Origin of the sequence: Leucobacter sp. cx-42 (assembly GCF_014529985.1) — a bacterium.
Taxonomy (GTDB): domain Bacteria; phylum Actinomycetota; class Actinomycetes; order Actinomycetales; family Microbacteriaceae; genus Leucobacter.
In genome coordinates this window covers 264093-285622 of the sequence record NZ_JACVMU010000006.1, presented here as the reverse complement: position 1 = coordinate 285622, position 21530 = coordinate 264093, and the positions used below count along the sequence as shown (strand labels likewise).

Annotated in this window: 20 protein-coding genes and 1 pseudogene; 9 read left to right on the top strand and 12 right to left on the bottom strand. The window is 60.4% G+C overall.

Annotated elements, in window-relative coordinates; translation table 11 throughout:
* Window positions 1-56 precede the first annotated feature (56 nt).
* Genes ICM05_RS07335 through ICM05_RS07325 form a run of 3 tightly spaced genes read left to right on the top strand, consistent with a single transcriptional unit; the run spans window position 57 to window position 2286 of the window.
* Window positions 57-566: an HtaA domain-containing protein gene (locus ICM05_RS07335; RefSeq protein ID WP_353055845.1), complete on the top strand. Its 510-nt coding sequence runs from the start codon at window positions 57-59 to the stop codon at window positions 564-566.
* Window positions 559-1482, top strand: coding sequence for a LysR substrate-binding domain-containing protein (locus ICM05_RS07330; protein WP_188023919.1), 924 nt, complete (start codon window positions 559-561; stop codon window positions 1480-1482). The genes ICM05_RS07335 and ICM05_RS07330 overlap by 8 nt, the downstream gene beginning before the upstream one ends.
* 39 nt (window positions 1483-1521) lie before the next feature.
* Complete coding sequence (locus tag ICM05_RS07325; protein ID WP_188023918.1) at window positions 1522-2286, top strand: sulfite exporter TauE/SafE family protein; 765 nt, start codon at window positions 1522-1524, stop codon at window positions 2284-2286.
* A gap of 149 nt (window positions 2287-2435) precedes the next feature.
* Here ICM05_RS07325 and ICM05_RS12965 read toward each other — a convergent pair whose 3' ends face one another.
* Window positions 2436-4409 carry an ATP-binding protein gene (locus tag ICM05_RS12965; RefSeq protein WP_188023917.1) on the bottom strand — a complete coding sequence of 658 codons (1974 nt, stop codon included), beginning with the start codon at window positions 4407-4409 and terminating at the stop codon, window positions 2436-2438.
* A gap of 65 nt (window positions 4410-4474) precedes the next feature.
* Between ICM05_RS12965 and ICM05_RS07315 the strand changes: the two genes are divergently transcribed.
* The 3 genes from ICM05_RS07315 to ICM05_RS07305 are packed head-to-tail and all read left to right on the top strand — an operon-like array spanning window position 4475 to window position 7075.
* Complete coding sequence (locus tag ICM05_RS07315; RefSeq protein ID WP_188023916.1) at window positions 4475-4891, top strand: response regulator transcription factor; 417 nt, start codon at window positions 4475-4477, stop codon at window positions 4889-4891.
* Window positions 4884-5633 carry a HEAT repeat domain-containing protein gene (locus ICM05_RS07310; protein WP_188023915.1) on the top strand — a complete coding sequence of 250 codons (750 nt, stop codon included), beginning with the start codon at window positions 4884-4886 and terminating at the stop codon, window positions 5631-5633. Before ICM05_RS07315 ends, ICM05_RS07310 begins: the two co-directional genes overlap by 8 nt.
* Entirely contained in the window at window positions 5630-7075 is a 1446-nt protein-coding gene (locus ICM05_RS07305; RefSeq protein WP_188023914.1) for a glycosyltransferase family 2 protein, read from the top strand. The genes ICM05_RS07310 and ICM05_RS07305 overlap by 4 nt, the downstream gene beginning before the upstream one ends.
* A 242-nt stretch (window positions 7076-7317) precedes the next feature.
* On the opposite strand, the gene ICM05_RS07300 is transcribed toward ICM05_RS07305, so the two are convergent.
* The 3 genes from ICM05_RS07300 to ICM05_RS07290 are packed head-to-tail and all read right to left on the bottom strand — an operon-like array spanning window position 7318 to window position 10573.
* Window positions 7318-7938: an NADPH-dependent F420 reductase gene (locus ICM05_RS07300; protein ID WP_188023913.1), complete on the bottom strand. Its 621-nt coding sequence runs from the start codon at window positions 7936-7938 to the stop codon at window positions 7318-7320.
* Entirely contained in the window at window positions 7935-9155 is a 1221-nt protein-coding gene (locus tag ICM05_RS07295) for an FAD-dependent monooxygenase (RefSeq protein WP_188023912.1), read from the bottom strand. The genes ICM05_RS07300 and ICM05_RS07295 overlap by 4 nt, the downstream gene beginning before the upstream one ends.
* A gap of 38 nt (window positions 9156-9193) precedes the next feature.
* Entirely contained in the window at window positions 9194-10573 is a 1380-nt protein-coding gene (locus tag ICM05_RS07290; protein WP_188023911.1) for an MFS transporter, read from the bottom strand.
* Between the two features lie 191 nt (window positions 10574-10764).
* Here ICM05_RS07290 and ICM05_RS07285 point away from each other — a divergent pair, with 191 nt between their 5' ends.
* A complete protein-coding gene (locus ICM05_RS07285) occupies window positions 10765-11754 on the top strand; it encodes a LysR substrate-binding domain-containing protein (RefSeq protein ID WP_353055844.1) in 990 nt (329 codons plus the stop codon).
* Window positions 11755-11975: 221 nt separating this feature from the next.
* Here the strand turns inward: ICM05_RS07285 and ICM05_RS07280 are convergent, their stop codons facing one another.
* The 7 genes and pseudogenes from ICM05_RS07280 to ICM05_RS07260 all read right to left on the bottom strand — a co-directional run bounded on the left by ICM05_RS07280 (window position 11976) and on the right by ICM05_RS07260 (window position 18634).
* Window positions 11976-12989: a hypothetical protein gene (locus tag ICM05_RS07280; RefSeq protein ID WP_188023910.1), complete on the bottom strand. Its 1014-nt coding sequence runs from the start codon at window positions 12987-12989 to the stop codon at window positions 11976-11978.
* A gap of 605 nt (window positions 12990-13594) precedes the next feature.
* The gene (locus tag ICM05_RS12960) at window positions 13595-14533 is read right to left on the bottom strand and encodes a T3SS effector HopA1 family protein (RefSeq protein ID WP_188023909.1); all 939 of its coding nucleotides are present in this window, start codon (window positions 14531-14533) and stop codon (window positions 13595-13597) included.
* A complete protein-coding gene (locus ICM05_RS07270; RefSeq protein WP_188023908.1) occupies window positions 14530-15540 on the bottom strand; it encodes a phosphotransferase in 1011 nt (336 codons plus the stop codon). Before ICM05_RS07270 ends, ICM05_RS12960 begins: the two co-directional genes overlap by 4 nt.
* On the bottom strand, window positions 15537-16265 hold the full coding sequence (locus ICM05_RS12750; protein WP_251364549.1) for an insulinase family protein: 729 nt from the start codon (window positions 16263-16265) through the stop codon (window positions 15537-15539). The genes ICM05_RS07270 and ICM05_RS12750 overlap by 4 nt, the downstream gene beginning before the upstream one ends.
* A 207-nt stretch (window positions 16266-16472) precedes the next feature.
* Window positions 16473-16772 (bottom strand): annotated as a pseudogene (locus ICM05_RS12955) (insulinase family protein); the annotation flags it as partial.
* Between the two features lie 265 nt (window positions 16773-17037).
* Complete coding sequence (locus ICM05_RS12845; RefSeq protein ID WP_305068548.1) at window positions 17038-17157, bottom strand: daptide-type RiPP; 120 nt, start codon at window positions 17155-17157, stop codon at window positions 17038-17040.
* 868 nt (window positions 17158-18025) lie between these two features.
* Window positions 18026-18634, bottom strand: coding sequence for a MarR family winged helix-turn-helix transcriptional regulator (locus tag ICM05_RS07260; RefSeq protein WP_215401756.1), 609 nt, complete (start codon window positions 18632-18634; stop codon window positions 18026-18028).
* 186 nt (window positions 18635-18820) lie between these two features.
* Between ICM05_RS07260 and ICM05_RS07255 the strand changes: the two genes are divergently transcribed.
* Both ICM05_RS07255 and ICM05_RS07250 read left to right on the top strand, forming a co-directional pair.
* Window positions 18821-19897 (top strand): 2,3-butanediol dehydrogenase, encoded by a 1077-nt coding sequence (locus ICM05_RS07255; protein ID WP_188023906.1) that lies wholly within the window; start codon window positions 18821-18823, stop codon window positions 19895-19897.
* 428 nt (window positions 19898-20325) lie between these two features.
* Complete coding sequence (locus ICM05_RS07250) at window positions 20326-20814, top strand: SIP domain-containing protein (protein WP_188023905.1); 489 nt, start codon at window positions 20326-20328, stop codon at window positions 20812-20814.
* A 111-nt stretch (window positions 20815-20925) separates the two neighbouring features.
* Here the strand turns inward: ICM05_RS07250 and ICM05_RS07245 are convergent, their stop codons facing one another.
* Window positions 20926-21417 carry a Dps family protein gene (locus ICM05_RS07245; RefSeq protein ID WP_188023904.1) on the bottom strand — a complete coding sequence of 164 codons (492 nt, stop codon included), beginning with the start codon at window positions 21415-21417 and terminating at the stop codon, window positions 20926-20928.
* Window positions 21418-21530: the final 113 nt, after the last annotated feature.

Here is a 21530-nt window from a genome sequence, read left to right as displayed (position 1 = left end):
TATGAACGCTTAAATTGCCCGAGAAAAGCGGAATTAATCGCAATGGCTATTCGGAAATGTGTAATAGTAATCGCATGGTAACGAAGCCTGTTCTCGCTCTCGAGTGGTCAATGAAACGTTCTCTGGTGACCTATGTCACCGGGATGTCCGATGGGAGCGTGACCGCAACAGCTGGCGCGATGGTCGGCGGTGATGGGTTCATCTTTCCTGGCGTCGCGCCGGAGGCTGACGGCGAGCAGACCAGCGACGGCCAACCCTGGTCGCACCACCGCACGCTTCGTTTCACGGGCAGTGTGAGCTTTGCCGGCCACAGCGGGATGCTTCGCCTGATGATCGCCGAACCATGGCTCGAGCAGGACCCCTCGGCGCATGGCGTCTGGCACCTCACGATCACCGACCCGTACGATCCGGGCCAGCGCTTGTCGTTTGCCCAGGTCGCTGGCTTCGACCCAGACGGTGCTGCACTCAGCTGCACGCTTTCCGCAGACGGAGCTGACCTGTTCATGGCGGGACCGTATGAGTCGGGAACGCCGCTTGACCTGCCGAGGATCCGCGCAAATGACTGATCGACCCGTACGCTCACTGCCCCCGTTCTCCCTGCGCCAACTCGCATATCTGGTGACGGCCGTCGACGAGGGGACGCTCACGCGCGCCGCTGCGGTGCTGCACGTCTCGTCATCTGCCATGTCAGATGCCATCACCGAGCTCGAGTCGGTGATGGGGGAGCAGCTGTGCATCCGCCGCCGCGCGCACGGCATCACGCTCACGCCCGCAGGGCAGCAGCTCGTGGCGCACGCGCGCAGTATGCTCGCGGAGGCCGAAGAATTGCAGCGCGCGGTGGGCGGATCGGGCAGCCTCACCGGCCCAATCGCGATCGGGTGTTACCCCACGCTCGCGCCAACGATCTTGCCACCGCTGCTGCAGGACTTTGCGGAGTTGCATCCCGGGATCGAGCTTTCGATTCACGAAGCGACGCAGGACCAGCTCGCAGAGCGCCTGCGCTCCGGCCGCATCGACGTTGCGTTCGTCTACGACATGCTGGTTCCCGCGGCGACCGCGCGCTCGCGCCTGTACGCGTTGCAAGCGCACGTGGTCTTGGCGGCGGATCATCGCTTCGCTCACCAAGACTCGATCAGACTCGAAGACCTGGTCGACGAAGACCTCATTTTGCTCGATGCAGCGCCCTCGAGCGAACACACGCTGTCCATATTTGCGGAACGCGGACTGCAACCGCGGGTGCGCCATCGCACGACAAGTTTTGAGGCGGTGCGAACCCTGGTCGCGCGCGGCATCGGCTACGGTGTGCTCGTGTCGCGCGTCGCCAACGCCGCGAGCTACGAGGGGCTGCCGCTCGTCAGTAAACCGATTGCGCCAGCAGTGCGGCCCGTCGCCGTCGACATGATCTGGTCACATGAGCGACCGGTTACCGCACGAACCAAAGCGCTGATCGAGTACTCGCAGACGATTGCGTGGCCAGAGTAAGGCGTAGTTCGCTGGCGTAGCGCGCGATAGAGTGAGCAGGTGTTCAACGACGTGCTCCAGCCCGATTTCTTATGGACTGTGCTGGCGCTCGCGGGCATCGCAGCGGTCGCTTCGTACGCGCAGGCGGTCTCCGGCTTCGGGTTCGCTCTGCTCGCGGTGCCTTTTGCGATGCCGCTCGTGGGCGTGCAGCAGGCGGTTGTCGCGGTAACGCTACTCGGATTCATCCTCACTTTTGCGGCTTCTCTCAAGCTACGGACACAGGTCTCTTGGAAACCGGTGGCATTGATTTCTGTGTCCGCGATCGTGGGCATGCCTATTGGCCTGCTGATTATGCAATGGGCGGATTCCCGCTACCTTTCACTCGGTATTGGCCTCGTGGTGCTGGCAACGGTTGTCGTGCTTGCATCCGGTGGACTCGGTCAGCTTGGCAGTCGCGGCGGCGTCATTGGCGCCGGTGTTGTGAGTGGCGTGCTGCTGAGCTCGACCGGCATGAACGGCCCGCCCCTCGTGCTCGCGTTTCAGTCGATGAAGATGTCGCCGCAGAACTTCAGAGCATCACTGCAGGTGACGTTCTCGCTGGCAGACTTCTTCGTGTTGATCGGGTTCTTGATCGTCGGAACACTGACCGCGCCGTTGGCGTTGCAAACCCTTGCTGCTACGCCGGCTATGGCGCTCGGTTGGTGGCTTGGCGATCGCACGTTCGCACGGTTGAAGCCTGGGACGTTCCGTGTCGTGGTGCTCGTCATGCTTGGTGTCTCGGGGTGCACTGCTGTAATGCAGGCTGTGGACGGCCTCATCGGCTAGCGTCCCTCGACCCCGCCAACCCCTCGAAAACAGGCGTTCCTGTCGAAACAGACACTTTCAACGCGTAGAAACGCCCTATCTCAGCAGAAACACCTCGTTTCGCTGGGTAGGGCCGATGTGAAAGAGGCGGGCCGGATCGCGGCTGCCGACTATGCCCGGGGGAGCGTGACGACCGCGGTCGTCCCTGACACCCCGTCTGACTCGAGGGTGATGGTGCCGCCCAACCGGGTGAGGAGATCGCGCACAATTGGTAGCCCGAGACCGGTGCCTGGCACGTGTCCAAGTTCAGCGCGGTGCACCCGGTAAAACTTCTCGAACACGCGCTCGAGATCGCGCTCCGAGAGACCAGGCCCCTGGTCAATGACGCGAAGGACGACCGACGAGGGGAGCACGGACGCGGTGATGTCGATCCGCGCTCCCTTCGTCGAGAACTTGATGGCGTTGGTCAGCAAATTATTGATGATGCGCTGGAGCCAGAGCTCGTCGGCAATGACGACGGTGTCGTCGGGCACCTCTGCGGTGAACGTCAGCTCTTTCGCCCGCAGGTGCGGTTCAAGGTCACGATGCGCATCTCGAACGATGTCGGAGACTGAGCACTTGCCGACGCACGGATCAGCGTTGACGCTCATACGGGAGAGGGTAAGGATGTCGTCGACAAGGTCTGCGAGGCGCTTGGCATTGCGGGAAATGACCTCGACGATCTCACGCTCTTCGTCGTCCTCGATGATTTCTTCGAGCTCTTCTGAATAACTGAGAATGCTCGTGACGGGCGTGCGCAGCTCGTGGCTGACGGACGATACGAAGTCATCCTTCTGCTCGCTCAGTGCGCGCATCTCGATGTTCAGTTCGCGCTCTTGCTCGAGCGCGCTGTTGAGCGCCCGACGCTTTTCTTCTTCGAGGGTGATGTCGCTCGCCTGGATGAGGACGGTGGAACGGTCGCTGCCGACCGGAGCGACTCGGATGTCGAGCTCGCGGCCGCCCCAGCTGCGCGTACCGTGCCAACGCTCACACGATGACATGTCGACGCCTGGCAACGCTTCGAGTGCGTCAGCTACCGAGAACGTGCCGTCGGCGTGCTTCTTCCCGCGCCATCCAGGCATGAGCTGTGTTGCGGCAGGGTTCGCTTCGATAAGGGAATAGTGGCCGGGGGATTCGCGCTCGAGCACGATGAAACCGCTGGTCGAGCTCGCGAGCGACTTATGCAGTAGCGCCTGACGCAGCTGCAGGCGCTTCAGGAGCGCGGTGCGCTGATCTTGAAGTACTGCGAGCAGCAGGAGTGGGATGCCAATCGAGAGCGTAAAGATTTGGTTCAGCCACGAGAACATCATGGTCTCGCCAGCCGAAGCAATCGCGAAGGGGCCAAAACCATTCACACCGAGCACGACAACGAGCGTGCTCGTCGCCGCGATCTCGATGAGTGCGAGGCCCGCACCAAATCTGAAGGCCGCCCACGCGAGTGCAGGGAATGGGAGGAAGGAAACCGGAATCGCCTGGCCCGGACCAAACGCCGCGTAGATCGTCGCGAGCAACAGGACGACCTGACCGATGAACTCAATCGGGCGATGGAAGCGGATCGAATCCAATGGAATCACACCGAATCCAGCGATCAGCAGCGTTGCGCTCGCATGGGAGGCCGCAACCGACGACCCAACCACCCAGTAGTCGCCACCGTGCAACCCAACGGCGAGACCAGCGAGGATACCCGCGAAGATGCCACCCGCCACGATGGCAATAACAAAGCGCAGCAGATCAATCGCCCGGAACGGAAGCGCGACCTTGCCAGGCTTGCCGCGCACAATGCGGGTGATGATCCATACTTCGCCCGCGTTGGCGATGCCGTAGATCACTGCGATCCACCACGCGGTGCCCGTCACATTGTTTGCAATGGCGGTGAGCAGGCCCACCAGGAGGAGCACAACATCGAGACGACGACGCGTGCTGAGCGCCGCAAGCGTGGCAACGCCGACTGCCGGCCACCATGGCGCAGTCGAAGCGCCGGGGAACCGCAAGTAGACCATGAGCAGGCTCAGCCCAAACATGAGGCCGAGTAAGACGGCGATCCAGCTGGTCCTGACACCGCGCTCGGCATCTCGCAACAGCGTTGTCAAGCTGTCTCTACGCACGGCTACTCCTCGATAGATTTTCTGTGAGAAGCTTATCCGTATCTTGGGTTGGAGCAGGGGGAATTATGCGCATCGTGGTAGTCGAAGACGAGGTCGATCTCAACAGATTGTTGGTTCGTCGGCTCACACGATTGGGACATGAGGTACTTGGAGCCGCAGATGGCCTCGAAGGCCTCGATTTGATCCGCACCAGCACGCCAGACGTCGCCATCGTTGACTGGATGATGCCCCGGATGAGTGGCCTCGAAATGATCCAGCGCCTGCGCGAGCTCGACCCGAACACCACGACCCGCTTCCTCATGCTCACTGCGCGCTCGCAGGGCAGCGATAAGGAACGCGCGCTCGCCGCAGGTGCCGACGATTACCTCGTGAAGCCGTTCGCCGCCGCCGACCTGGTGTCGAAGGTCGCTGGGCTTGAAGCCGCTGTTGCTGAGGCGCGCGCCGCTGGCCAGAGCCGCGTTGGTAAGCACGCCGATGGTTGAGTTCGTCGATGAGGTCGGGGCGGCTGTTCAGTGGTTCTACTGGTCGCTGCTGGCGGCCGTTCTGATCTTGCTCGTCGTCCTGAGTATCTGGACACACGCATCTGCCCGCGCTCGCAAGGAGCGCAAAGAGCGTGTCCTTGACGCGCTCATTGACGGCTCAGAGGGAGTCGGACCAACGCTCGACCGCGGCAAGGCCACTTGGGAAGAGACTGCTGACGTCGCAATTGGCTTGCTCACGAATCTGACCGTGGCGGATCGACGAGTCCTGTCGATCTGGCTCGAAACCTCGCTGCTGCTCGGCATGGCGATCAAATGGACCACCTCACCGAAACCAGCGATGCGCTTGCGCGGTGCAACGTTGCTCGTGCTTACGGAGCGTCCACGGGCGCTGTCTGTGCTGGTGTCGCAGTTGGAGGATCCGCACCCCCGCGTTCGATCTGGTGCCGCGCGTTTGCTCGGATACTTCGGAAACGAAGACAACGTGGCAGACGTGTTCCGCGCGATTGAGGCAGAGCTGTTGCCGCCGAGCGTTGGCGCGATGGCAGTGTTGCGCATTCTGCCGCAGGATTCAACTTTGCTCGAAGAGAAGATGGTCTCGGAAAGCCCCGCCGTGCGTCGCGTCGCTGCGATGGTGCTCGAGCACACCGGCTCGCAGGAACCGGCGACAGCGGCGTACGCAGGCTTCACCGACTATGACGATGAAGACGACACGGATACTGACACTGAAGGGGCACGCGCATGAACGGCCTGGAACTCTTCCTGCTGGTCACCCTGTTGGTGCTGAGCCTGTACTACGTCGTCTATCACGTCGGTACGCTCGCGCTGATCGGCGTCGCGGCCCGTCGCATCTCACGGGAGGCTCGATGGCCAGCCATGTTCTCTGGCATCGAGGTATTTTCGAACCCCATGACGCCGACCGTGACTGTCGTCGTGCCCGCGCACAACGAGGAAGCCGGTATCGTGCCGGCCGTCGAATCGCTGCGCAACCTGCGATATCCCGCCCTCGACATCATCGTGGTCGATGACGGTTCCAAAGACCGCACGGTTGAGGTGCTGCGAGAGGCGTTTGCGCTTGAACCCGCACCCTTCTCTGCCGTCGACGAACGTGTGCCACAAGAGGGCGAGACGCTCGCTGAGTACCGATCCACTGACGGCACCCGCCTACATGTCATCTCGAAGGTGAGTAAGGGCCGCCGTGCCGATGCCGTCAACGCGGGGCTGCGCGCCGCACAGGGTGAGCTCGTCTGCATGATCGACGCCGACTCAATGCTCGCACCCGATGCGCTGCTGCGACTTGCGCTGCCGTTTATCGATGATCCGCGCGTGGTGGCTGCGGGCGGCACGATTCTGCCTGCGAACGGCATGACGTTCCAGGGTGGCAATCCGGTTGGCTACGCACTGCCGAAGAAGTGGATCGAACGATTCCAGGTTGTTGAGTACCTGCGCGCGTTCTTGCTCGGCCGGTCCGGTTGGTCTGGCCGCAACGGCCTCACGATCATCTCCGGTGCCTTCGGCCTGTACCGGCGCGAGGCAATCTTTGCCGTTGGCGGCCTCACCGCTGAGTCCCTCGCAGAAGACGCGGATCTGCTCCTTTCGGTGCACATGGACGCGGTCGAAGCGAAGCGGCCGTACAGCGTGGTGTTTGATGCCCGTGCAGTGTGCTGGACCGAAGTGCCGAGCCGCATGGATCAGCTCAAGAGCCAGCGCATTCGCTGGGCACAGGGACTCGACGAGATCCTCGTGAAGTTCCGCGGGCTGCTGTTCAATCGTCGGTACGGGGTGCTCGGCAACCTGGCGCTACCGTGGCTGTTCCTGTACGAGTACCTTGCGCCGCTTGTCGCTGCGATTGGCGTGATTCTGACCGTTGTTTTGCTGACGCTTGGCGGCGTCGGTGGGAGTTTCATGAGTAACTTGCTCGGCGTCATGCTGCTGTTCGTCTGTGGCATCGGCCTGTCTGCGCTCGTCGGCATCGCTGCGCTCGTCGTGGACATGCTGTGGTTTAAGAATTACTCGGCCAATAAGCAGTTCTGGCTACTCCTAGCAACCACCCTGCTCGAGCCTGTCTTCTACCGTCCGTTCACCTTCGTGTGGCAGCTCAAGGGTATTTTGCGCGGCCGCCTCGGCAAGGCAAGCGAGTGGGGCGTCATGGAGCGCACCGGGCACGCGTCTGCTGCTGCGAAGTAGCGCTCACCCCGCGAGAAGTACCCGTGCACGCGAAAGCGCCCCCTTCAAGAAGTTGAAGGGGGCGCTTTCGGCAGAAGCCCGGGTGTTCGACGGGCGTACTCGCCACGATGTCAAGGACGAGTGTTCCTGCCTGCCGAACATCCCGGTGGTTTCACCGGATAGGGCCGGTGAAGGTGGGCGGGTTCTGCGATCCCGCCCGGTCTGGTTGCTTCGAGCTGGTCGGCTTGCTCGAAGCGTTCACGCTACTCGAGCAGCGTGAAGCCGGTCTCGTTGTGCGTGCGGCCGAGGGCCGCGAGCATGATCTGCAGGAAGCCCATCGACTCGAGCTCACGCGAACGCGTGAGCGGGCCAGCATCAACTGCGCGCATGCCGGAGGCACGAATGAAGTCGGCAACGGCGATCTTCGCCTCTGCATAATCACCTGCGTAGAGCACGGTCGTAGTCGTGGTGCCGTTCGTGCCTGCGGTGAGGGTGTCGCCGAGATTCACGTTGAACGCCTTGACGACAGCAGCCGAGGCAGGCACCAACGTTGCGAGTTCGAGTGCGGTTGAAGACCCCACGGGGACTTTGAGCTCATCGTAGGTGGTGAAGTCAATCGCGTTCGCGATGTCGACGATGACCTTCCCTGCGAGCCGGGGCCCGTAGAGCTCGACCACGCTGGGGTATGCAACGAACGGCAGGGCGAAGATCACGATGTCACCCGTGATGTCGTCGCCGAGCGCTCCGTAGCTCACCTCGGGGCGGTCGCCAGACGAGCTGCGGGTGCTGCGGCGAAGGATCTGGGTCGGGTATCCGGCGCGGTAGGCCACTTCAGCGAGCGCGGCACTCATCTTGCCGCTGCCAATAATCGTGATGGAAGTCATGCGTTCCCGTTCCTCTCGAAGCGCGCGAGCGCCTGCTCTGCCACTTTCTTGGCGTCGTAATCGAAGACCGCGCTGCGGCGGAAGTCGCGGCCGACACGGATGTCTGCGTCGCGCTTGGCGAGATCCGCGAATTCGTGCTGGGCGTCGAACATCCAGCCCGAGCGACGCGATCCGTGCTGCAGGATCGCGGTGCGCTGCATACGCACCGCGGTGTAGCGGCGGAACGCCTCAGGGATCTCAGCGACGGAGTTCGCAGCCTTCAGGAAGGTCGCGAGCGCCATGCTGTCCTCGATGGCCTGGTTCACACCCTGCCCCTGGTGCGGGAGCATCGTGTGCGCGGCATCGCCGAGCAGCGCGACCGGCCCGTGCGACCAGTTGGTGAGGGGTTCGTGATCGAAGAGACCCCACCAGAAGGTCTTCTCGATTGAGCTGATGAACCGGTGCAACTTGGGATCCCAATTGTCGCCAGCAAACTCGGCCGCGAGCTCGCTCACCTCTGCCGGGCCAGACCATGGCCCGTTCAGCGGGCGATCACTCGGTACACCCGCAACAAAGTTGTACAGCGTGCGGTTCTTCAGTGGGTAACACATGAAGTGGCGCGAGTTGCCCATCCAGACCTGGCTGATTGCGGGCCAGTCTGCGGGGAGCTTCGTCGCGTCGACGACACCGCGGTACACGATGTACTCCGAGTAGACCGGCTCAGGAAACTGGCCGACCGTCTTGCGCGCGACCGAGTGGATGCCGTCAGCACCCACGACCGCGTCGAAGTCCTCAACGGCACCGTTCTCAAATGAGAGGCGCACACCGGCATCCAAGATCTCGATATCACTCAGGCGGTGGCCGAGGCGGATCACCTTCGGATCCACCTCAGCCGCCAACACCTTGATGAGGTCCGGGCGATACATTCCAATGTTTCGGTACTGCTTGCCCGAGTCCTCCCACGCGGCATCGGTCACGAGCTCGCCCATCGAGTTGAGGTAGACACCGTGCCCGTCAGGGACCGCGCCCGCGTCACGCACCTTTTCCAGGAACCCAAGCTCGTCCAGCACGCGCTGAGCGTTCGGCGCGACGGTGACGCCTGCGCCAACCTCGCCGAGCTTACTGGCTTGCTCGAAGATGGTGACTTGGACGCCTGCGATCCGCGTCAGTGCAATTGCGGCTGTGAGGCCGCCCATTCCACCGCCAATGATCGCGATTCTGGTTGTTGGGCTCAGCATTGTTTCTCCTTGACTGAGATGAAGTGGGTGCGGATCGCCTAGGCGTCTACAGAGACAGGTACGACCGGGGTCGGCTTCGTGAACATGGTCGCGCCGGTCGCCTGCTCTTCCTCGTGTGCTGGGCCGAGCGGAATGCCGCTGCGATCGCGGAGGGCGAGGGCAGCGAGTCCGCCGACGATCGAGGCGACGAGCAGGTAGGTCGAGACCGCGAGCGTGGATCCGGTTGCTTCGAGGAGCATCTGGGCAATCATCGGAGCGAATGCGCCACCAATGATCGCGCCGAGGGCGTAGGTGATCGAGACGCCAGAGAAGCGAACCGATGCGGGGAAGATCTCGGAGTACCATGCCGCGAGCGGGCCGTAGGTGAAGCCGAGCGCAAGCGAGATGAGCACGAGCGCGAGGTACAGACCTGCGAGGCCCCACTGGTTCACGAACCAGAATGCCGGGAAGACGATGAGCGCCTGCATAGTGAAGCCGAGGAGGAACGTGTTTCGACGACCAATCTTGTCAGCGAAAATGCCTGAGACCAGCGTCGAGAAGAACCAGACCGTCGCACCGGTCGAAGCCGCGACGAGCACCGAGGTGGTGTCGAGGCCCTGGGTGTTGATCGCGTAGCTGTTCATGAAGCCACCGGTCGTCATGTAGCCGAGCGCGCCGTTGCCCGCGAAGACGAGCGCGGCGAGGAGGACGAGGTACCAGTGCTTCTTGAAAACCTGCACGATGGGGATGCCCTTGGTGCGGCCCTTTGCCGCGATCTCCTTGAAGACCGGGCTCTCATCAACCGCACGGCGGATCAGGATACCCACGATGATGAGCAGGAAGCTCACGAGGAACGGCACGCGCCAGCCCCACTCGAGGTATGCCTCACCCGGCGAGATGACGCCGGTCATGAGCGCGGTCATGCCTGAAGCGAGGAGCATGCCGAGGGGCACTCCGAGCTGCGGCCAGGAACCCGCGCGACCGCGGTGAGTTGCCGGTGCGTGCTCGACCGCCATGAGGGCTGCGCCGCCCCACTCGCCGCCGGCAGAGAGACCCTGCAGAATACGCAGGAAGAGGAGGAGGATCGGTGCAGCAATGCCGATCGACGCGTAGGTCGGAAGCAGACCGATGAGCGTGGTCGCTGCGCCCATGAGGATAAGCGTGATCACGAGCACCGCACGGCGGCCGATGATGTCGCCGAAGTGGCCAGCGAGGAACGCGCCGAGCGGGCGGAAGAGGAACGAGATACCCACGGTCGCGAACGACAGCATGAGGCCAATCTCCTGGCCAGCGGGCTGGAAGAAGAGCTGCGCGAACACCAGGCCGGCGCTCGTCGCATAGATGAAGAAGTCGTACCACTCGATCGTGGTGCCAATGATGGTCGCGAAGGCGACCCTGCGCATCGAGGTGGTTCTCGCTGCGGATGCTGTTGCGGACATGGTGTTTCCCTAACGTCGTTGTTAGCCGCTCGAAGTGAGCGATTTGGATGTGGGTCGCGCGCATCTTGGTACAGACAGTGGCGCCCCGGGGTCTTCCCTAATATGGCGGTAATTCCTCTGCGTGTAAATCGCACTATTGTGGGGAATAAGTTCGGTTTCACTGAAGAAGCTGCGAGGAGGCAGAGATACCCGTGGTTGACGTGACGATGCGACAGCTTGAGCTGTTCTCAGCGCTGCCAAATTTTGACACGCTCAGTGCAGCTGCCGCGCACCTGCACATCTCGGAATCGGCGCTGTCACAGGCCATAACCGGGCTTGAACGAGTCGTAGGCGAGCCACTCTGCGTACGTCGAAAAGCGCGCGGGCTTACGCTCACGCCAACCGGAGCGGAGTTTGCGCGCCAGGCACGCCAGATTATCTCGGCGACCGAAGAACTCGTGCTCGGCGTTGGCGAAGACCACGGGCTCCGCGGCCCGGTGAAGCTCGGCTGCTATTCCACCTTCGCGGCGTATGTTGTGCCTGCGATTCTGGATGGCTTTCCGCGCGAGCACCCCGGTGTCGATGTCTCCATCATGATCGGCACGAACGAAGAACTGCTCGCCGCGTTGCAGGGTGGCCGGCTCGACGTCGCGCTCGTCTATGACGTATCGCTGCCAGCCGGCTGCCGCAAACGACGGATCTACGAGACCGAACTCGAAGTCCACCTCCACCCGGAACACCCGCTCGCAACCGTGCCCTCGCTCGACCTCGCAGATCTGGCGAGCGAGCCCTACATTCAGTTCGACGCGACCCCGGGCACCGCGAACGTCATGGACGCGTTTTCTGCACGCGGGCTTGCGCCAACGATCGAGGCGCGGATCAGCGACATCGGTCTCGTGCAGGCACTGGTTGGCCGCGGACTCGGGTACAGCCTGCTCATGTCACGGCCGAGTGCGGCGCGCACGAGTGTCGAGGGGCGGCCGTTGTTGATCCGTCCACTTGATCCGCCGGTCACCCAGTCACACGTCGTTGGCATTTGGCCAGAGGACATGGAGCTCACGCAGCGCGCGTCAGCGCTGCTCGACTTCGCTGAGGCAAGCTTCGGGGGACAAGCGCGGCCTAACCCCGCGATTTCTGTCAAAGGAATCGACAGCATTACCACTCCAGCAACCATCGGTACAACGTCACCGGCTCGAGCCTGACAACGGCCGAACCTGACGTCGCGCTCAGATTCGTCGGCGTAGAAGCCAGCCGGCTGGCGAACGCCGGGAAAACTCTTGCAATTCTGACATGTCGTTTCGGCTCACGCGATCGTAGAAGACAGAGCCTTCTTTTCCGTAAAGTGGCTCGATAAGTGTGCATTCTCGGTTAAGCGCTGAAAGAATGCTTGCGGCCGGTCGAGATAGGGCGAGCTCTTCTCTAGTCATGCCAGACGCTCCGATCGCTGGAGGCTCGGATGGAAGTTGAAATTTGCCGGGGGCATCGCTTCCGTCACCGCATGCAGCGCCTTGGTAGCAACTTCGGAACGCACACCCAAGCCCTTGGCGACTGCCTCCTCCGGGGTGAGGAATGGCGATGCAGATAGTGACTCAACGGTGCGAGCCACGTCGTAACTAATTCGGAAGCGGCGTCTGGAGATTGAATCGACAAGATAGAGTTCTTCGCCTACGGCGAGTAGCACTGGTCGATCAGCATCATCTTCAAACGGAGCGAGCGATTTGTTGAATCGGAGTCCGAATCCGGAAACCCTAAAGCCTTTGGCGCGATCTGCCAGACTCAAACCTTGTAGTACCTGGATGACCCGACGGTATCGCGGAAGCCAGGGCCGCCTTCGGCGCGCATTGACCACGGAACTTACGAGTGACTGACCAGCCGAGTCGTCGACACTCCCGATGCCTTGGGCCCAATCTGTGTCGAGCCCCTCAACGCGCGACCCCGCGCGAGCTCCGGAACGTCCTCGGAAGATGAAATTACCGCGTACGGTGAATCTATTGCCTAGAGTACGTGGGGTCCAGCTCTCGCCGACGAGGGCCGCAGGATCCGCGAGGACGACAGAGGGTGTAGTTAGGCGATCAGCGAAGATACCGTCGTTATGCGCCAGGTCGGCATCTTCGAGAAAGACTTCATAGTCTTCTTCTCCAGAAGCGAAGACAAGTGTTGGCGCAGTAATCGGATGAAATGCCATGCCTGCGTATCCAACTTGGTCAATGAGAAAGCGTCCGTCGAGCTCTAGCTCCTCACCTTCGGTGCCAATCTCACCGTGCAGGCTCGCAATGACCGTTGCGCCCGAAAGATCTCCTCGGGGACCTACCGCGAGCGTGCTGTGTTCACTGTCCCACCAGGTTGATTCGGTGGCCCGCGCGGATGTGCCGAGCAAGAAATTTAAGAATGTCTGCTCGATCGACTTATCTGAGGTGGTACCAGTCTGAAGAGACAATGGTTCTCCCTTTGTATGCTTGTGTTTCGGTGTAGTGGGCAGCATGTCAAGCGTTTTGTTCCCAGCATCCTCGTGCTACGTGATCGCAACGATCATGCCGCCCAACGTGACCGCCAGACCGAAGCCCGCTATGAACTCGTTATTCGGTGCATCGATATCCTCTACCGTTTCAATGGTGAGATTGAGTTCTGCCATTTTCTTGCTCCTTCGAGTTCAGATCAGGTGAGAGCGATCGTGACGAGGCCTGCCCCAGCGCCGATAAGAGTCGCCCAGTCCATGAGCGTCAACGGTGCTTCTACCGGCTCGACCTCATGAATGGTCAAATCCAACTTGTTCATATTTATCTCCCTGATGTTCTGCAGTTTTCGATAGGCCATGGCTTTTGTCTTGGTCGGACTTTCATCGAGGTCTCTTAAGGCAGAGCAAAACCCGTATGAACGCGACAATCGCGAAGGCACCGTTTGCGATGGCCAGCCACAGCGTGGCCGGTGGGGTTGGCGAAATCACGACTTGCGTCACGAATGTCCCACACAAGTAGGAGGACACAGCCACCATCACTAGAAAGGAAAATGCTCCTGTGAAGCTCGTTTTCTCGGATTTTTTGTTCATGGTTCTCCTTTATTGATCGCGTTGTTTAGTGGGTCACCAGATTGCGCGCCGAGAGAAACCCACGTCTGCTGCGGATCAATTCCGTGTGCCTCGAATTTCTGGCTGAGATCCCGAATTTCAGGGTGCAGCCCGGCAGTGATGCCCTGAAGCAACCACATGGCTACGGGAAGGCTCCGACTCGTTCCGAAACTCACCGGTCCACCATCGATGCTCAAAGGTGGTTCCACGCCGAGGGCGACCCCTGGCGCAACCTCTAGACCGAAGAGCGATGTTCGCATCGTCTCTTGCCTGTCTTGTCTGATGGCCTCTACGATGGCTCGAACTGATCTGGGGTCCCGCGAAAGAAAGACAATGGCATCCGAGCGAGGGAGCGCCATCGGACTGGTGACGAACTTTGCTCGGAAAAGAATTCGCTTTCGAACGAGCGCTGACAATGCTGCGTGCCAACGCGCTGTGAGTTGTGCGACCCCTTCTGCGCTCAGGTATATACGAGTGGCTCCGACGATTGGGGACGGAGAAACAACATTGATTACGTGCGCGTAGCCAGGGGTGAGCCGAGGACGTAATTTCGGCACTTGGATGAGGACTCCGTCTTCGTGAACCTGCGTGTCTGCTGCGTGTGGAATTCGGACACGAACGCCATCTAGGATGACATTTCGTCTATTTGGCTCGGCCCAAGGTGCAAAATGGCTGGTCGAGCCTGTGATCCCGGACACGAGATCATTGAGTAACGCAGCGTCGGTATCGGGCCTGGGAGAAACGCTGGTTCTCCTTGCGTGTACTGTGTCCCGAACAAAGTTGCACAACGCGTCCTTAGACGGAACTTCCTCGTCCCATGTGAACAATCGCTCGAGCAACGTGAAGGAGTTGCTCTTCAAATCGAAGGAGAGGGTGTCTCTTAACGCGCTGGCAAGTTTAGGAACGAGTATTGTCATAGCCCCAATGACCCCATCTTCATAAATTCTGTTCCGGCTAGTTCGGGATGACGTAGCAGCTTCAGGCCTAGTCCGAGCACGGCTTTGGAATCGGCCGTGAGTCTTAACCGAGTCGCGCCTTCGGCCAACGCGCTCTCTGCGAGCCGCCACCCGGCGTATCGCACGCTTCGGGATACGAATCCGTTGTCCATCGGTGCTCGAATAGCGCAATAAGATGTCAAGCCTTGCGCCCAGATGGATTTTGCTGCGGCTACAGCTGAGTCTGCAGCATTGGTGAGCGTGATATTTCCTCGCGCCGTACGAACGTGATGGAGGTTGCGCCGCAATTCGGATTCCAACGTTTCACCGAAGAGGAACCCGATGTCTCTGGCTCCGTCTCCTGCACGGAATTCTTCCCAATCAACGATCGTTACCGTGCCAGTATCATCAACCAGGAGGTTACGCTGGCTGGCATCTCCGTGCACCAAAACAATGGGCGCTGGTGTGAGCACCTCGACGAGTGCTTCACGCAGGTCCTGACTCTGGATTAACCTCCACGTTTCAAGCTCACCCATGGAGAGCGATTGCCACTCCGACATCGCTAAACCTTCCCAAAGAGCTATCTGGGGCATCGCGTGAAGCGAATGGTCGAGAGTCGGGGTAACCGGCTGCGCATGTAGTTCCGCGAACGCAGCGCACGCCTCGGACAGCGAGCTCACTCGGGGCTGGCGGTGCACGTACTCGTGCGCCGTTGTCCTGGTTTCCTCATCGACCGCATACAAAAGTGGCGTACGAAAGTGGACACAGTTGTCGAACCGTCCGTCGTGTGCCTGCAGCACACGGCGAAAACGTCGCTCGGGGTCTGGCGAAAGTTCGCCCCACCTGCTGATCACGTAGCTGGCTCCGGAACTGAGAGTGACGTGTTCTACTCGGTTCCGCGAGCCCAGAACAACAGATTCCACCATTGCATCACTGCCCGAACGATATCCAAGAAGAGTGTCGAGGCATTCTGAACCGTATGAAGTCACTCGTCGCGCTCCGAATCCAATTGCATAAGCCCGACGGTGGCCTCCACCGTCTTCTTTGCAACTTTTCTTGTTTGCTCTTTGCTCGTGTGTAGCAAGCGTTGAGCAAGTGACGAAATAGTGATCGACATCCCTAGGAAAGCGTGTAGTCGCGACAAAAATACGGCTCTCTTTTCGATTTCGGTTGTCAATGTAGCGAAATGCGCGAAGGTGCGTGTTCGCGCCTCGCGGAAGGCAGCGTCGAATGCCGCGCCGCTGACGAGTCGCGCGGTTTCACCGCTAAGTGACGCTGCAGATTCCGGCCATCCGAGTGCTGTAATCACCAACACGTCACCGCCTTTCGCGGTAAATGCACCGAGCATGCCGGCGCTTACAGAAAAGCTTGCGTATGGGAACGACTCGCGAAGCAGTAGTAGGGAGAATTCGCCCAGCACAACTGCGGCCAGCCCAGCATCGAGGTCCTCATCAATCGTGGGGATTGGTAAGAACACGACGGTTGCGGGTCGTGGAACGCGTGATCTCTGCTCGCAGATATGGACGGCTCCGCCTTGAAAAGTCTTTGGGGGTAGAGATGCAAGCGGCCTCTGCGCAACGGGCAACGCCCCAAACGCATTCGCGAGCAACGACAGGTATTCCTCTGGCGCGGAGGGTCCGCATACTGCGACCACCATTTCCTCTGGGCGGATGTACCAAGCTTCGTGGTGCTCTCGTGCGTCGTCCGCGCTCATAGATTTGAAGGCTGCAGGTGTTCCGAGTCCGTCTCTCCCGTATGGAGAGTGCCCATACGGGACGAATGCGCCGTCCGGCCACGGAAACCCACCGAAGGGCTCTGCTCGACGGGCACGCACCTCCGCAATGATGCTGTCCACGTGCTGTCCAAACGTTTGGCCTCGGACGCTGAAGGCGTTCCATCGGTTCCGTTCGAAAACGAGGACCTGCTCAAAGGCGTCCGGTGGTGTGACCACCCAAAACGTCGTATGAGTTTCGAAGGTCTTGGCGTTCAGTCGGCCGCCTCGTCCGGAGACAAAGCGCCCGTAGGCGAATGGGGATTCCTTCTCGACTTCGAAGAGGAGATGCTCGACGAGATGGCTAAGTCCGGGAAGAGTCTCGGGATCGGTACAGTAGCCGGCTCCGATGGTTACCGCGAGGGCTACCTCTGCGAGAGTTGGGTCCCGCTCTACGACCAAGGTCAGCCCGTTAGGTGCTTGGAACGTCTGGGACTGTCGCCCAGCCATTCGGTGGAGCTTCTCCGTTTCGAAAGGAATGTCCCCGAACATAGACTCTGAGCCTGTGCCGGTGCTTAGCGGCTGCTGTCGCCAGTTAGGGTGAGTCCGAGGCCTACGAGAATAAACCCCAGCGCGAACGGCGTGGCAGCGGGAGCATCTGACTGCGCGCTGAAATGATTTCGTCGGTGGTGGTGAAAGTATTGATTCCGGTTTCCATTACTTCGTATCCATTTCTTGTATTCGGTGAGTTTTACGAGCGAGAAAAATAGGTCGATTAAGTGATTGCTACCGCGACGCCCACAGCGACCAGTCCAACTCCGAAACCGGCCTGGAACTCGGTGATTGGCGCTTCGACTTCTTCCACTTCTGCAATGGAAAGATCAAGATCACCCAAAATGTGCGCCTTCCTTGTGGATTTGAATGCCCGAGACTTCACTTCGTGCTCCGGATTCCATCGGGCACAGGCAGTCTCGAAGGGGATTGAAGAATAAGAATCAGTCCACGGGCGGGCTGTCAGCAAAGAGTAACTGGCAAACCCGCAGTGCCTTTCCGCGATTTTTAATGGCTAATGAGAGAAATTGCCTGGGGCTAGCCAGCCCGATCAAAGCGTTTTGGGGTCGTTCGATCATCGGCCAGATGTAGTAATCCGAGATCAACCGGCCTCAATGTGCATGAGTCCTACGTGGCGCCTGAACAGGGCTTTCGTGTGACTAGGCTGGCTACCAGTCAAACGTGTAAGAGGTTTGGAAGAGCCCGACGACATCCGCATCATTGCGGTCGTGGCATCTTTGCTATTTCCTTGTGATGCTCGCGTAAAAGAGGGGCGACGAATCGCATCAGGGGGAGACTGATCCGGTCAGAAAAGGCTTCTATGCCTTCTTGAGTGGCACGTCATCGATTGTGACTACAGGGTTTTCCGAACCTTTGATCAGGTAGAAGTAGAAGCCTCTAGTGGAACGTTGAGACCGTGCGACGGACAACGTTTACTCGACGTCTTGACGCCGCCCGCTTTCTGATGTGCGGCGCCTGAGAAATCGCAAGAGTGCCCTAGCGCCCCATGACAATGCATCGACAATGATGAGGTTCTCGAACGATAGCGTCGAGATTCGAAGGGCGCGTTGGAATCAACTCAACATGAGATTTGGTGTGGACTTGGGTGAGGTGCACCCCGTCCCTGGCCAAGGCGGAGATGATTCAGTCCCGCGGCATCGATGCGAAGCCTGATCTCGAAGGTGGGCCTTGGAATCGCTCCGCTCGGGCACCTAAGCCGCAGGACCAGTGAGCTCCTCGAGCGGCTCAAAGATCACCGGCATCGCGGCGATAGCTGCTGCGGCCTGCGCTGCCTCAGCAACGCGCGACGGCTTTGCAGCTGCGGCAGCTTCGGCCGCGGCGATCTCGGCCTCTTCGACCTCATCGAGGTGGCCGAGCAGCGTCTCTGACACCTCGCCTGCCTGCTGAATTTGCTCAGGGCTGAACGCATTCACGAAGAGCTCTTTGATGGCGTGGAGGTGATCCGCGTTCGCAATACGGAACGACGAAAGGCCGTCAGCAGTGATCGTCACATTGACGCCGCGGGCAGCCTCCTTGCTCTGACTGCGCTTGAGCAGGCCACGCTTCTCCATGCGACCGAGGTGGTGCGAGAGGCGGCTGCGCTCCCAATCCACGAGGTCTGCGAGGGCGGCGGATCGCAGCGTGTGCTTTTCAGCCTCAGACAGCGCGAGCAACACCTGGTAATCACCGAGCGACAGCGATGCACGCTCGAGCATGCGGCGTTCCAGCATGTTGCGCAGGAAGTGTGCAGACTCGAGGTAATTGGCCCAGATCTGCAGTTCGCGCAGGTCTGGATTTCGGTCTTCAGCTGTCGGACTCACCGAACCTCCTGTGTGGTTGACGCATCAATGCTAGCGGGCGTAACGTGATAATCATCAATCGAAGTGGCACCGCCGCGCCGGTTGGTGTTTGAGAACCAATAACCAGCAGCTGACAAGCTGGTGCCGGGTTCACAAGACCCGGTGGCCTCCGCTCAGTTGCACCTTGTACTGAAGAGGGTGTTCATAATGAAGGCAGCACGTTTCTACGATCGCGGCGATATTCGCATCGAAGAGATTGAGCAGCAGAAACTCGAGCCGGGAACGGTTCGTATCGATGTCGCGTGGACTGGTATCTGCGGCACCGATTTGCATGAATACCTTGATGGGCCGATTTTCGTTCCGGCTCACGGTCACCCGCACCCGATCTCGGGCGAAGACGCACCTGTCACGCTCGGTCACGAATTCTCGGGTGTTATTTCGGAAATTGGCGAGGGCGTCACCGACCTCGCAATTGGCGACCACGTTGTGGTTGAGCCGTACATCATCCGCGATGATGTGAACACCGGCCCCGACTCGAACGACTACCACCTGTCGGACGACATGAACTTCATCGGCCTTGGCGGCCGCGGCGGTGGACTCGCAGAGAACATCGTCGTGCGTGAGCGCTGGGTACACAAGGTCGACAAGTCGGTTGCTCTCGACGAGGCTGCACTCATCGAGCCGCTCTCGGTTGCGTACCACGCAGTCAAGCGCTCGGGCGTGCAGGCAGGCCAGACCGCACTCGTTGGCGGAGCCGGCCCCATCGGCCAGCTCACCGCAGCAGTGCTCACCGCGCTCGGCGTGAAGGTCATCATCTCGGAGCTCTCGCCGCTGCGTCGCCAGAAGGCGCTCGACGCTGGCGTTGCTGAGGTTGCACTCAACCCTGCAGAGACCGACGTAGTTGCTGAGGTGAAGAAGCTCACCGGTGGCAAGGGCGCAGACGTTGCGTTCGAGTGCACCTCGGTGCAGGTCGTCTTTGACACCCTCATGGACGCCGTGCGTCCGACCGGTGTCATTGTCGTCGTCTCGATTTGGGGCAAGCTTGCGTCGTTCGACATGCACAAGCTCGTCATGAAGGAGATCGACGTTCGCGGCACCATCGGCTACGTGAACTCGCACCCCGACACCATCGCGCTCGTTGAGTCGGGCAAGATCGACCTCAAGCCGTTCATCACCGGCAAGATCCGCCTTGAGGATCTCGTTGACAAGGGCTTCGACACCCTCATCAACCACAATGAGACCGCAGTGAAGATCCTCGTCTCGCCGACGGGACAAGGGCTCTGATCACGTCCTGATCTCTCGCTAGCAGCGCCCGGTGGCTTTCGAGCCTTCGGGCGCTGTTGCATTTCTGGCTCGCTCATTCACCTTTCCTCCCCTCGGTATTGAAAAGTGCCCACGGTAAGGCTGATGTCCCTGAATCAATGCGCGGGAAGCCACTTTCCAATACCGAGGCAACCAAACTCACCCCACCAAGCCCACCAATGGCAAGGGTGAGCGAGAGCGAACCCGCGGCAGCCCCAGAACGGCCCAAGACATTCGCCGTAGATATCGAATCTGCCGTCAATATGTTGTTTGAGTCTCGAATCGCCATATCCGTGGTCGTTTACATATTGACGGCAAAATCAGGGGCGCGGATCACTCACCCGGGCCCGTCGCACCCCTCTCAGCAAACCAACATCTGATGATTGAGAAATGTGGCGTACACTGGAGGCGTGAGTTGGGGTGTTTTTCCTGGTGAGCCAGAAAATGGGGTCGGATCTGGCGATGAGTCAGGCGACTTCATTTTCGTGTGCCCGACGAACCTCGAGTGTGTGCTCGCGGTTGGCGACGTCGAAGACGTTCCTGCGCTGCGTGACTGGGCGTCAATGCTCCCACGCAAGACCTATGGCCGAGTCATCGTCGAGGTTGAGTCGCCGGTGCAGGTTGAGCCATTCGAGCCGGGACTCTTCCCCGCAGGCGTGAGTGTCACCTGGGTGGTCCGCGCAACGAATGCCGCGCGCCCCGGCGCCACCGCTGTCCGTGCAGCTGACGGCTGGCTGGATGAGTGGCTGCGTGGTGACCCGATGAGCGGTCGCTATGTGCAGCTGTGGTCTGGCCTGAGTGGTAACGAGTGGGCGACCAGTGAGCTGCGTCGCATCGCTGACGAACTTGCTGAGACGTTCGCGGCCGCGACCGCGTTCCGCGGCGAACTCAACGACTAGCTCGCGCCGTCTCACCACGCACGCACTAACCCGCCCGCAAACGCAAAGGTGGGCGACGCGGAAAGATCCGCGCCACCCACCCGGGTTCCCTGACTCGTCAGTCAGGCGAAATTAGTTCGCAATGTGCGAGTTGAGGAACCAGCGATCCTTGTCGAGCTGCTGTGCGAGCGCGATGACGATGTCCTGGCTCGGAGCGTCGATGTCGGCAAGGCCGTCGATCGCCGCGTAGACCGTCGCGATTGCTGCGTCGAGCGAAGCGACCATTTCGGTGACCGTAGTCTCGGAGTTCTGGAAGCCGGCGCTCAGCTCAGGAAGGCTGTTGCCAGCGGCGACCGAACCGATGCGAGCATCGAGCGGAAGGCCGAGTGCGACGATGCGCTCCGCGACCTCGTCGGCGCCGTCCTGTGCGTGGGTGACCACGTCATCGAGGAACTCGTGTACGCCGATGAAGTTTGCGCCGCGCACGTGCCAGTGCGCCTGCTTGCCGTTGACTGCGAGTGCAACGAGATCGTTCACGACCGGCGCGAGGTAGCGAGCTACGCCTGCGGGGCGATCGAGGTCTCCCTGCGAGACTACGACTGAAGTTTTCTGAGTAGCGACCATGATGTGTCTTTACCTTTCGTCTCACGGTTGATTTGAACTGTTAAAAAGTACGATACTCCGATTTTGGCGTAATGCAAGCAAGGTTAGGCAACCCTAAATCCCAGTCCAGCGAT